Origin of the sequence: Shinella sp. (assembly GCF_049651085.1) — a bacterium.
In the GTDB taxonomy this organism is placed as follows: Bacteria; Pseudomonadota; Alphaproteobacteria; order Rhizobiales; family Rhizobiaceae; genus Shinella.
Map to the genome: position 1 here is coordinate 162571 of NZ_JBASBL010000018.1, position 12793 is coordinate 175363.

9 protein-coding genes are annotated in these 12793 nt (G+C 64.5%); 6 read left to right on the top strand and 3 right to left on the bottom strand.

Annotation, left to right across the window (positions count from 1 at the left end; all coding sequences use genetic code 11):
- Positions 1–3: 3 nt before the first annotated feature.
- On the top strand, positions 4–1260 hold the full coding sequence (locus WA950_RS10755; RefSeq protein ID WP_424551701.1) for a polysaccharide biosynthesis/export family protein: 1257 nt from the start codon (positions 4–6) through the stop codon (positions 1258–1260).
- A 4-nt stretch (positions 1261–1264) separates the two neighbouring features.
- Here the strand turns inward: WA950_RS10755 and WA950_RS10760 are convergent, their stop codons facing one another.
- The 3 genes from WA950_RS10760 to WA950_RS10770 all read right to left on the bottom strand — a co-directional run bounded on the left by WA950_RS10760 (position 1265) and on the right by WA950_RS10770 (position 5096).
- On the bottom strand, positions 1265–2236 hold the full coding sequence (locus WA950_RS10760) for a glycosyltransferase family 2 protein (protein WP_424551702.1): 972 nt from the start codon (positions 2234–2236) through the stop codon (positions 1265–1267).
- Positions 2237–2239: 3 nt separating this feature from the next.
- Positions 2240–3712 carry an oligosaccharide flippase family protein gene (locus WA950_RS10765; protein WP_424551703.1) on the bottom strand — a complete coding sequence of 491 codons (1473 nt, stop codon included), beginning with the start codon at positions 3710–3712 and terminating at the stop codon, positions 2240–2242.
- 142 nt (positions 3713–3854) lie between these two features.
- Positions 3855–5096 carry a polysaccharide pyruvyl transferase family protein gene (locus WA950_RS10770; RefSeq protein WP_424551704.1) on the bottom strand — a complete coding sequence of 414 codons (1242 nt, stop codon included), beginning with the start codon at positions 5094–5096 and terminating at the stop codon, positions 3855–3857.
- Positions 5097–5312: 216 nt separating this feature from the next.
- On the opposite strand from WA950_RS10770, the gene WA950_RS10775 reads away from it, so the two are divergent.
- The 5 genes from WA950_RS10775 (at position 5313) to WA950_RS10795 (ending at position 12781) form a co-directional block, all read left to right on the top strand.
- Positions 5313–6512 (top strand): glycosyltransferase family 4 protein, encoded by a 1200-nt coding sequence (locus WA950_RS10775; protein ID WP_424551705.1) that lies wholly within the window; start codon positions 5313–5315, stop codon positions 6510–6512.
- A gap of 30 nt (positions 6513–6542) precedes the next feature.
- Positions 6543–7877 (top strand): DUF4038 domain-containing protein, encoded by a 1335-nt coding sequence (locus WA950_RS10780; RefSeq protein ID WP_424551706.1) that lies wholly within the window; start codon positions 6543–6545, stop codon positions 7875–7877.
- Positions 7878–8098: 221 nt separating this feature from the next.
- Positions 8099–9286, top strand: a complete 1188-nt coding sequence (locus WA950_RS10785) for an amidohydrolase (RefSeq protein ID WP_424551707.1) — start codon at positions 8099–8101, stop codon at positions 9284–9286.
- 448 nt (positions 9287–9734) lie between these two features.
- Positions 9735–11252: a M81 family metallopeptidase gene (locus tag WA950_RS10790; protein WP_424551708.1), complete on the top strand. Its 1518-nt coding sequence runs from the start codon at positions 9735–9737 to the stop codon at positions 11250–11252.
- Complete coding sequence (locus WA950_RS10795; protein WP_424551709.1) at positions 11249–12781, top strand: ABC transporter substrate-binding protein; 1533 nt, start codon at positions 11249–11251, stop codon at positions 12779–12781. Before WA950_RS10790 ends, WA950_RS10795 begins: the two co-directional genes overlap by 4 nt.
- Positions 12782–12793 lie beyond the last annotated feature (12 nt).

Genomic DNA, 12793 nt, shown 5'->3' on the forward strand with positions numbered 1-12793 from the left:
GCCATGGCACAGGTACAAGCCGTCTTGCGGGCATGCCATCGGTCCGTGCGCCGCGCCGCATGGCTGGCTGTGTTCGCCTGCCTTCTGCTGGCAGGGGGGGCGACCACGCCGGCCAGCGCCCAGGAACCAGGGTATGTGGTGTCGAGCGGCGACATCCTTCGCGTCACCGTCTATGGCGATGCCGGACTGAGCGGATCCTTTCCCATCGGTACGGATGGCACGATCGGCTATCCGCTGCTCGGCAACGTCCCCGTAAGCGGAAAGAAAATCGATGAAGTCCGGCAGGCCATCGATAACGGGCTGAAGGTGCACATCGCCAACCTTTCGGTGGCGGTCGTCGTTGAAACCTATGCGCCGGTCTTCATTGTGGGCGAGGTGCAGAGGCCTGGCGGGTACGCTTTCCGCCCCGGCATGATCGCGCTCGAACTGTTCGCGCTCGGGGGCGGGCAGAAGGAGGTGCTGTCGCAGGGCGAAAATGCCGGCATGCGGCTTTCCGGCCTGCGCCAGGACTATGCCGATCTCGTCGTGCAGCTTCTCGGGCAGGATGTGAAGCGGGTGCGCCTGGAGGCGGAGCTGAACGGGCAGCCCTTCAATTATTTGCCGGGCGAAGAGATCGGCACGCCGGATCCGCGGATCGTCCGCCAGGTCGTGGAGGCCGAGCGTACGCTGTTCGAGCTTCGTCGCACGAGCCTTGCCGGCGAGCTGAAGAGCCTGCAACAGCAAAAGATCAGCTATCTGGAGGAGATCGACACGCTGGAAAAGAGCGGCAAGCTGCGCGATGGCGAACTCGCTTTGCTCGACGAGGACGTCAAGGTCGCCAGAACCATGGTGGAGCGCGGCCTGACGCCGAAGACCCAGCTTCGTGACAAGCAGCGCGAAATATCCGCGACCAACCGCGACGTGCTGGAGTTTGGCTCCTTCCTGGCGCGCGCGCGTCAAAACCTTACGGTGATCGAAGGGCGGCTCGCCTCGCTCCGTGATCAGCGGCGCGGAGAGGCTGCGGCAGACCTGCGCGAGGTGAACCTCGATATCCTGCGTCTTCGCCGCAAGATGAGCTACAGCCTGCAGGCGATGGCCGAGGCGGGCATCGCGCTTGAAAAGAAGGATGGCAGCCGGCAGGCAGCCTTCCGTTTCTCTGCAGTCCGGCTGATCGATGGCAAATATCGGGAAGTTGACGTCGGCCAGACAGATCCGGTGCGGGCGGGCGACATCCTGCGCGTGAGCCTCATCCTGGATGAAGGCGACGTGGCAGAGCGCTGAGATCCTATTGAAAAGCCCTGGCTATGAGGGATCGCATGCGCGGCATCGTGTCGGGGCGCTGCAAGAGGTAGCCGAGCGGCGGCAGCACGGCCGTCGCCGGCGCCAGGCGGAAGGCGAGCATCAGCAGCTTCCAGGCCTGCCTGTTTCCGCGCAGGGCATGCGAGACCGCCGACCAGTAGGCGCGCTCGGCAATACCGCGCCGCGCACGTCGGCGTAGCGCCTCCGCTCCTTCGAGCCACCGGCCTTCATGATGAAAGAAGCTTTCGGCCGCATCTGCCGTATGGAGGATGTGCAGAATCTGCCGGGCCCAAAGATCTGTCGATCTGTTTGCGTCGTGCGTCCGGATGCCTGCCTGGATACAATCCATTTCGGCGACGCTTCCGTGCATGGCGAGCCGCAGCCAGAGCTCGTAGTCGTCGCTGTGCGGAAGGGCGGGCCGATAGTGCCCGGCACGCTTCTGCACGCTCGTGCGCACGACAATGGAGGGGCCTGGAATCTGGAAGACGCCGAGGCGGCAGAACCGTTCGATGAAGGCCCGTCCCGTCATCAGCCTGATCGGCGGCGTGGCAGGCTGCGCCTCGATTTCGGGGATAAGCGCGTCGCCGCGGATCGCCACGTCGCGGCCGTAGCAGAACGCGATACCGCGATCCTGCTCCATGATGGCGGTTGCCCGGCGCAGCGCGCCCGGTACGGAAAAATCGTCCGCGAAGAGCAGAAGGAAATAATCGGCGCGCGCCCAGTCGATCCCGGCATTGAAGGAAGCATGCGGCCCCAGGTTTTCCGGCCGGAGCAGCAACTCCACTCGCGGGTCCTCTTTCGCCAGGCGGGTGGCGATCGCCACGCTGTCATCCGTGGAGGCATTGTCAACGATCAGGACGCGCATCTGGCCCATATCCTGGGAAAGCACGCTTTTCACGCAGGCTTCGAGATAGCGGGCGTAATTGTAGTTCGGGATAACGACGTCGATGCTCGTCATGGTTCAGGCTCCCGATGTGGCCAGAAACCGCCTGAGGCGACGGGCACGGGCGCGGCCAGCGCTAAGCAGGATGTGGAGTTCGGCCAGGAACAGGTGGCGCGTGACATGCAGCCCTATCAGCCATCCGCCGCCGGCAAGAAGGATCGCGACGGTAAATCCGGGCAACCCCGTCTCCTGCCCATGCAGCGCCAGAAGCGCCAGCGGACCCGCCAGCGAGAATCCGGTGACGATGGCGCTCGGCACAAGCGCAGCGATGAGGGCGCGGGGGGAGTAGGGAAGGTGGCGGTGTACGAAGACGAGCGCGACCAGCATCTGGAGGGGAAGCGAGACGAACTGGCTGAGGGCCATGGCGGTGACGCCGTAGAGGCTGGCGGCGCAAAGAATGGCGGATGCAAGGCAGCGCGAGATCAGACTGGCCAGAAAGGCATCCCGGTTCCGGCCAAGCGCGAGGAGAAGCGGCCCGGTCACGATGACGGGCAGCCAGAAGACGGCGGAAAGGCCCAGAATGCGCACGATCGGTACGGCTTCCTCCCACTGCGGGCCAAGCACGATCGCAACGATTGACGGCGCGAGCAGGGACACCAGCACCACGCCCGGCCAGTAGAGTACAGACAGGTAGGCGAGTACGCCGAAATAAGTCTTCTCGATGTCATGCCCCTCGCGAACACGGTTTGCCAATGCCGGAAAGGCCATGCTGTAGAAGGCCGACATGACGATGCGGTCGGGGATGCCGCACAGGGCGTTCGAACGGTTGTAGAGCGCGACCGACGTCATGGATGCGATCTTGCCGAGGATCAACTGAGGCACGGTCTCGTGGAGACGCTCCACCACGAGCGCGGCTCCCTTGAAAAGGCCGAATGCCAGCGCCTCGCGCCAATATCTAAGATCCGGGCGGAAAATCGTCACAACCGGCAGCGGTGAGCAGTACAGGGCCAGGGCAGCGAGTGTGAACGCCCCCGCCAGCATGCCCCACGCGAAGCTTACGGGGCCGAAATTCAAAGCGGCGAGCACGATCGTGACGAGCGCGGTTACAAGGGAAACCACCGTGCGGATGATGGCCAGCGCACCGAAACTCATCTCGCGGCGCAGAAGCGCGACAACCGGCTGGGCGAGCGCTTCGATGAACCCTGCAATCGCAGCCAGAAAAAGGAAGAAGGACAGGGCCGGCGTCGCATAGAAGTGGGCAATCAGGCCGGACAGGGCAACAAGCGCCGCGGCGATCACAGCGCTGACCACGACCTGAAGCGTCAAAGCCGTGCGCATCGCCGCTGCATCGACGCTCTGGCGCTGGATAAGGAATTCCGAGGTGACGAATTCACGGGTGGAGAAGGCGACGACGGCGATTGCCAGACCCGTTACCGCTTCGCCGATTTCGCCGGGCGTCAGAACGCGGGCCATCGTCATCAGCACCGCCAAATTGATGACAAGAGCGAGATATTGTTCCAGCGATGCCATCACGTAAGCGCGTCGGACCATGTGGCTCACGCTTTCCGAGTGTCGCTGGGGGACAATGACAGTGCCACAGGCCTGCCGCGCGCTTCTGGCCTCAAGTTCATGTGCTTCACTCCGCCGGTTGTAACGAGGATAGGCGCGCGTGAAACAATGGCCACTTGTCCATTTAGCGTAGGGTATCCTGTGCAAGTGGTAGGGTCTTACCGCTACGATCAAGCAATATCCCGGAGAGCAGCAGGTCCTGTTGACGGACAAGCTCCGCGCGGATCGTCGCATTGCGCTGGGCGATCGTGTTCCGCGCGGCGGCGAGGTCCCCCAGCGTCATATGCACCTGTCGCAGCACCTGCTCCACGTCGAAGGTCTCGATATGCTGGCAGAACATGGCCCGGCCGAATTCGGCCATCAGTTCGTCATTTTTCTCCGCGTAGCCGAGCGATACGGCCGGCCGGCCGATTTTGAGGGTGCAGAGCAGGTTGTGATAACGGGAGACGATGGCGATATCGACCTTCAGGACTTCCTCCATGACCTCTTGCAGTGTGACGGTATAGGTGCCCGAAAGGCGGCCTTTCCGGTCGCCAGTGGCGACGGCAAGAATCTCGCGGATGTCGTTGAGTGCCTTTGTATCGGACGTGTCGCCCATGAAGAGGCGCACATCGTGTCCTGTGTCGAGCAGCCGGTTCGCCAGGACCGCGATCTTGTTCACATAGGTTCGATAGATGGTCTCCGCGTTTGCATGATTTCTCTCCCATCCCCGGTATCGCATGCCGCCGATGCCGATCGTCACTCGCTTTGGTCCGTTGTCGTTCTCGGGGCGGGTGGGCTCGCGCAATCCGAAGGCAAGATCGGGAAACCGGTGATCGGAGGACGTGTCGATCCCGAGACCCTGGACATAGTGGAGCGAAAAGTCGTCGCGGTAGGAGCGATAGGCGGCCATCCGCACCGCCGATTTAAGGAACCAGCGGCTGAGTGTGCCACGGATCGGACCGGCGCCGATGCTGACAAAGGCAATGCGGGCGCCATGCAGTCGGGCGGCAAGGCACCACCAGAAGACGATGAAAGGCCATCCGAATGGCGTTTCCTGGAAATCGTCGAGAATGCCGGTTCCGGGAATCACCATCACATTGATGCCGCTGGCCGCCCGAAGGATCGCGACGAGGGCGGCAAGCCGGCCGGGAAAATGCAGGAGGACGGCGTCGAGCCACCGCAGGAACGGACGGGTGAAGGCGCCGCCGCCGCGAAGGCCTGACACCTCCAGCGAGAAGCGGTCGCGGATCGCTGCCGGATTGGAGCAGATACATAGCAGGGCCGCGTCGGGGCAGGCGCGACGTAGAAAGACGAGCATCGCCTCCAGCGAGCCGTCATTGCCCGAGTTTCCGGACCCGAACTGCCCGAGCAGGCCGATTTTCATGGATGTCCACCGCTATCGTATGGGGCTGGCGAGGCTGCCGAAGCCGTCGAACTATCGCGCCGCGGCACAGCGTGGAAAACGCGGACATTCTGCTTCCGGCCTCAGGCGAAAGGGGTAGGTGTTCGACCCTCTCCCGCAAAGGGCGGCGGCCGCTTTCCAAGGCCTAGCTTCCGCGATTGCCCATTCGCCGCGACAAAAGGCGGCTGAGGATCGCCCATGAAGATTGCCTATTTCGTCCAGCCGCATCTTGGCGGCACCTATACCGTGTTTCGGCATCTGCGCGGCGGCCTGGCGCCGCACGGGATCGAGCTTTGCTGGCTCGGTCTGTCCTCGGGCGGGCAGGGCCTTCCTGCCGGTCTGGAGCGCGAGGCCGCGTTCGGCTCGTTCGTCGAAACGTCGGGCGCGGAGGACGGAAAGAGCATCGCGCGCCGGATGGAACGGGCAATTCTGGCGGGGGGCTTCGACGGTGTCGTCGTCAACGTGCTCAGCGACAGGGTGCAGACCAATATCGTGCGTTATCTTCCGCCCGAACTCTTGCGCCTCATGGTCGTGCACAACATCACGCCGGGCACCTATGCCGCGGCGCAGGCTATCCGGCCCTATGTGCACGCGACCGTTTGCGTCTCGCAACGCTGCCGCGACGATCTCGTCAAGCGGCATCATTTTTCGGCCGATCGGACCTTTGTCGTTGCCAACGCCGTCTCGACGGCCGCCTTCCCCGAGGTCGACCGGTTGCCACGACCGATCGGGGAGGGGCTGCGCATCCTGTTCCTAGGGCGGATTGAGGATGCCTCCAAGGGCGTGATGTGGCTGCCCGATATTCTGGAGCGATTGCCGGCGTCCGCGACCTTGACGGTCGCCGGGGACGGCCCGGATCTGCGGCGCCTCAAGGCCGCCATGCCCGGAGGGACACCGCGTGTCGTCTATGCCGGAGCCGTTGCGGCAGATGCGGTGGCGGGGGTTATGGCAGCCCATGACATCTTCCTCATGCCGTCCCGCTACGAGGGCCTTCCGCTCGCACTGGTGGAGGCGATGGCGGCCGGCTGCGTGCCCGTCGCCTCGGCGCTTCGCGGAGTCACCGACATGATCGTGGATGACGGGCGGGACGGCATGCTCTTTCCGGTTGGCGATCCGGCAAAGGCCGCAAGCCTCCTTCGCGTGTTGGACAAGGACCGGGCACGGCTTCACCGTCTCTCCATCGGCGCGCGGCGGAAGGTTGCGGGAGCCTTCACGGTAGAGCGCATGGCGGAGCGATATGCGGCGTTGCTTTACGATATCGAAGCGGCCCCGCCACCGATCGCAGCGCCCCTTTCGATGGACCGCTGGTCGCTGCCGTCAGGTCTGCGCGCCGGGCTGCGCACTTTCCTGCCGCGGCCGTTGAAAAACTGGTTGCGGGTCGTGCGGGAGCGGCTCTGAACCGCGATGCCGACCGAGGGAGCGAATACGATGCGAACCATCATTCTTGCCATATGGCTCTTTCTCCTGGCCGTTGTCCTTCTGCCCGGCCATGTGGCGCTTGCCGGGGGAAAGGAGCGCTTCCCCCTGCGCATCGCCGCCGAAGGCACCTATCTGGAGGACGCGACCGGTAAGCCGTTCCTCATCACCGGCGATTCAGCCTGGTCGCTGATCGCCGATCTTCCACCCGAGGATGCCGATCGCTATATCGCCGATCGCAAGGAGCGGGGCTTCAACACGATACTGGTCTCGCTGATCGAGCATCAGTTTGCCCGCAACGCGCCCAACAATGCCGCAGGCATTGCGCCATTCCTGACGCCTGGCGATTTCGCGCGGCCGAACGATCCCTACTTTGCCGCTGCCGAGCATGTTCTGGACGCTGCGCTCGAGGCCGGCATGCTGGTCCTGCTTGCGCCCGCCTATGCCGGCGCGAATGGCGGGCCGCAGGGCTGGTATGGCAAGATGGCGGCTGCCGGCCCCGAGGCGCTTCGCACCTACGGCCGCTATGTCGGGAAACGGTATGCCCGCTATCCCAACATCGTCTGGGTTCAGGGCGGCGACTACGATCCGCCGGATCGCGGGCTGATCGAGGCGCTGGCGGAAGGCATCGAGGAGGGTGCGCCCGGCGCAATGCAGACGGTTCACGGCAGCCGCGAAACGGCGTCCGCCGCCTATTGGCCCGATGCAAAGTGGCTGGTGCTTGATACGGTCTATACCTACGAGGATACCGCTGCCGCGGCGCTGGCGCGCTATCGTACAGGCCCGCACCAGCGCCCTTTCTTCCTGATCGAATCGCGCTATGAGCAGGAACATGGGGTGGTGGCGGCCGAGGTCCGCAAGATCGCCTATGGCGCTCTTCTATCGGGCGCCAGCGGGCAGGTCTTCGGCAACAATCCGGTATGGCATTTCGGCGGCCCGGCGCTTTACGACACGCCGATGGGCTGGCGGGATGCGCTTGGCAGCAAGGGGGCCGAAAGCATCGGGCATCTGGCAGAACTGTTCGCGCGCTTAGCCTGGTGGAAACTGAAACCGGATGAAGGGCGATTCCTGCGCAATGTGGAAGGCGCACCATCCGCCGCCGCCGTCTCCTCTGTCGCCGGCGACGGGACCTTCGCCGTCATCTACATCTACGATGCCGCCACGATCGATCTGGATCCTGCCGCAATGGCTGCCCCCGCCTTGACGATGGAGTGGTACGATCCCTCGACGGGTGCGCTGGTCGGGTCGGCACAAGGGGGTAACGTGCCGCGACTGGCGGTTCCCGCCTCGTCCAATGCGTCGGGGGACACGGATTGGCTTCTGATCGTGCGGGCAGGGAGCGAGTGACGGGGCCGGTATTTCGGGTTTTACTTTCGCAAGACGCTGTGCCGCCACGCGATCCCGGTCACCTCTTCCCATGACGTCCCGAAGCGCGAGGAGGGGCTGGCAGGCCCGGTCTTCGATCCTGCCGGGATGCGCAACTGCTTGATATAGCCACTTGAATTGCCGGGCGATTCTTCCGAGAGTGCGCGCGCCGCGCCATCGCGGCAGCATAAAAGGACCTATCCATGACATCACGCCCGTTCCCCGCCGCCATGGAGGCGACGCTCTCCGAAATATTGCCAGCGCTGCGTGAGACGCGGCAGGATCTCCACCGCCATCCGGAAATCGGCTTCAAGGAAGTGCGCACTGCCGCCATCGTTGCCGGCAGGCTGCGCGAACTGGGGCTGGAGGTTGCGGAAGGGATCGGCGGAACAGGGGTGGTGGGGACGCTGCGTGCGGGCAACGGCAACCGCGCCATCGGATTTCGCGCCGACATGGATGCGCTGGCGATGACGGAGGCGACCGGCCTGCCGCACGCTTCCACGGTGCCGGACATGATGCATGGCTGCGGTCATGACGGGCACACCACGATGCTGCTCGGCGCGGCCGAGGTGCTGGCCCGGAGCCCTGAATTTTCCGGCACGATCCACTTCATTTTCCAGCCTGCCGAGGAAGGGCTGGGCGGCGCGCCGGCGATGATGCGCGACGGGCTGTTCGAGCGCTTCCCGGTCGATGCCGTCTATGGCCTTCACAACAAGCCGAACCTTCCCGAAGGCTCCTTCAACGTTACGCCCGGCGCGATGCTGGCCGCAGCGGACATCTACACGGTGGCGTTCGGCGGGCAGGGTGGCCATGGTGGCTCCGGTCCTCACCTGTCGATCGACCCGACGCTGGCGGCCTCGCAGTTCGTGATGAACCTGCAGGCGATCGTCGGACGCAATATCTCGCCGTTCGATCAGGGCGTGATCAGCGTCGGCCATATCGGCGGCGGCAACTACAATGCGCCCAACGTCATTCCCTCGCGCGTCGTGGTGCGCGGGACGACGCGCAGCTTCCAGCCGCAGACCCGCGACCTGATCGAGCGCCGCCTCAACGAAGTGGCGCGCGCGGCAGCCGATGCTTTCGGCACCACGCTGGAGGTCGTCTATGACAGGATGTTCCCGTCGTTGCACAACCCGGCCGATACGACGGCGCGGATTTCGCAGGCGCTGCGCAGCCGTTTCGGCGGCGAGCGCGTCAATGACCGAGTGACACCCGGCATGGGGGCGGAGGATTTCGCCTATATGCTGGAACAGTCGACCGGGTGCTTCTTCTTCCTCGGTTCCGGCGACGGTCCCGCGCTGCATTCGGATCGCTACGATTTCAACGACAAGCTGATCGGCGATGGCGTGCGCTACTGGATGACGATCGCGCTGGAAGAACTGGGCGAGTGAACCGGCACCGGCGCATAGCGCTCCCGGTGCCATGACGTCCAGCTATGCCACGACGGCTGCGCGACACTTCAACGTGCCGCAGCCGTCTTTCCGGGTGCTGTCACGCGTGACAGCGCGGGTGAGCCGACACAGGTGGATCGGCTGTGCGAACCGATTATCCTATTGGCCGGGCAGAATGTTTCCACAATCGAGGTCGCCGATGCACCTGCGGATCGTGGTGTCTCGGATGGGGAGATCGTGTCATAACATTTCGTAATGGTCTCCTGCACTTATTCTATTTGCTCTGCCGGGGAAGCGTCGCCAAAGTCCGACGGCGCGGCCGGACTGCGGCATGTCACTTGGTCGGGAGGCGGCGGATGGCTCATAAAAAACCTGAAGGTTCTTTCGATCGGCCCACCCTGTCGCCTGGCGGCGGAGCCTTCTGACCATGGAGAGGCGGGAGGGGAACATGAGACTGGCGGTCGCGGGCTTTCAGCACGAAACCAACAGTTTTGCCGGTACGGTTGCGACACGATCCGATTTTGACCGGCCGGGCGGCTGGCCGCCGTTCTGCGCAGCGGGGGATATGGCCCGCATTATCGCGCCTTCCGGCACCCCGGCGGCGGGAGCCATGGGAGAAGCCGAACAGGCCGGCGTCGATATCGTGCCGCTTCTCTGGTGCATCGGCCTGCCCTCCGGCCCGGTGGAAGACGACGCCTTCGAGGACATCGCCGGCGATATCTGCAGCCGCTTTCGGGCAGCACTCTCCGACGGGCTCGACGGGCTCTACCTCGATCTGCACGGGGCCATGGTGACGCCATCCTTCCCCGATGCGGAAGGCGAGCTTCTGGCGCGGTTGCGGCGCATCGCGCCCGCACCGTTTCCGATCTCGGTATCGTTCGACCTGCATGGCAATATTTCGCAATCCATGGTGCGCGATTGCACCGTTCTGGAGTGCTACCGCACCTATCCGCATGTCGATCTGCGCGAGACGGGCGCGCGCGCCATGCGCCGGTTGATCGGCGTGCTTCAGGGCGAGGCGGCGCCTCACATGGCCTATCGCCCGGTGCCCTATCTGGCCTCGATCAATGACCAGTGCACATTCGTCGAGCCGACGCGCGGGCTGTTGGGCAAGGCGGAGGAACTGGAAAGCGGCGAGGGTATCGACCGCATCAGTCAGTTCTTCGGTTTTCCCCTGGCAGATGTTCCGGATTCCGGCCCCGCCGTCGTCGTGCAGGGCAAGGATGCCGGCAAGGTCGAACAGGTGGCCGATACGATGCTGGCCGCGTGGCTGGCCGCCGAGCCGCATTTTGCCAATGAGCTTGCGCCTGCCGCGGTGGCGGTCGCCGAAGCACGACGGCTTGCCGCCGCGCCGGGCAGCGGACCGGTGGTGATCGCCGACACGCAGGACAATCCCGGCGGCGGCGGCACCGGCGATACGACCGGCATGCTGCGCGCCCTGCTTGCAGGGGGTGCAGCCGGCGCGGTGCTTGTCCATATCGCTGACGAGGCAGCGGCCCTTGCCGCCCATGCGGCCGGCGAAGGCGCCACGCTCGATATTGCAATCGGCGCTTCGCTGTCGCTGTCCCACGGTGCGCCGGTCGAAGGGCCCTGGCAGGTGGTTCGTCTGGGGAGCGGCAGCTTTACCGGCATCGGCCCCATGTACCGGGGCAATCCGATTGCGCTTGGTCCCGTGGCGCTGCTCGAACACGGCGGTGTGCGCGTGATCGTCGCGCCCCGCAAGATGCAGGCCTCCGAACCCGGCCTGCTGATCCATCTCGGCCTTCAGCCCGAAACCCTGCCTATTCTGGTCGTGAAAAGCTCGGTGCATTTTCGCGGCGCCTACCAGCAGATGGCGCGGGCGATCATACCTGCCATCGCTCCCGGCGCTGTCGAGGCCGATCTTTCCCGCCTTCCCTATCGCCATGCCCTGCGCAAACCCGCGCGCGCTCTTGTCCCGCCAGTAGAAGAGGTCATTCCGCAATGACGACCATACGCAGTCTCACCCGTGTTCTCGGCCTGTGCGCCACGCTTGCCGCCGGCACCGCCCTGTCTTTCCCGGCCCATGCGGCACCGGACGACAAGTCCATCACGATCGGCATGGGCGAGGATTTCCCGACCCTTGACGGCTATGTGAACACCTCGCGCGACGGCGTGGTCATCACCATGCATCTCTACGACACGCTGGTGTACCGCAACCCGAAGAGCTTTGAATATGAGCCGCTTCTGGCCACATCCTGGAAGCTGGTCGATGACCTGACCTGGGAGTTCAAGCTGCGCGAAGGCGTCACCTTCCATGACGGCTCGCCGCTCACCGCCGAAGACGTCGCCTTCACGCTCAACTACTGGGCGGACCCGGCCCACGGCGCGCGCTCGCAGGGCTCCGTGTCCTGGATCGACCGCGCCGAAGTGGTGGACGACCTGACAGTGCGGCTGATCTCCAAGACGCCTTTCCCGGCGGCAATGGAGTTCGTCGCCGCCTCGCTTCCCATCTATCCGTCCGACTATTTCCAGTCGGTCGGCCCGGAAGCCTTCGGTCGCAAGCCTGTGGGCGCCGGTCCCTACAAGCTGGAATCCAATGACGGCGGTACCATCAAGCTGGTCGCCCATGAGGGATATTACCAGGGCGGAGCCAAGCGCACGCCGTCCATCACGACGGTCAACTGGCGCATCATTCCCGATACCGCCACCCGCATTGCCGAAGTGATCGGCGGTGGCGTGGACTGGGTCTGGAACGTGCCTTCCGACCAGGTGGAGCAGCTCGAAGTGGTGCCGACGCTGGATGTCGCGCTTGCCTCGACCATGCGCATCTCCATGGTCGCGCTGGACGCGGCCGGACGCACCGGCGACACGCCCCTGAAGGATGTGCGCGTGCGTCAGGCCATCAACCATGCCATCGACCGCAAGACCATCGTCGACAATCTGGTTGGCGGCGACGGCGAATTGCTCAACGCCCCGTGCCATCCCAAGCAGCTCGGCTGCGACCAGTCGGCCGCCGTCGTCTATGACTACAATCCGGAAAAGGCGAAGGCGCTGCTGGCGGAAGCCGGCTTTGCCGATGGCGTTTCGCTCAAGATCGGTAGCTACCGCGATCGCGCCCGCGCCGAAGCGGTGCAGGCCTATCTGGCGGCTGTCGGCATCAAGGCCGAACTGGAAATGCTGCAGGCCAGCCCGTCGTTCTCCGGCTGGCGCGAAGGCAAGGTCGGCGCGTGGTATGGCGACTGGGGCTCCTTCTCGCTTGCCGACAGCTCGGCCTCCATCGGCTCCATGTTCGATGGATCGAGCAATGACGGCGCGCGCGACGAGAAGGTGATGGCGCTGCTTAAGGACGCCGCATCGCTGATGGACGTGGGCGCACGCCAGGCAAAATATGCCGAGGCGATCCGCATCATCACCGAGCAGGCCTATTGGGTGCCGATGCACACCATCGTCATGGGCTATGCCTATACCAACACGCTGAACTTCGAGCCGACGGTGGACGAACTGCCGCGCTTCTACGACGCAAGCTGGAAGTAAACGCCTGAAAAA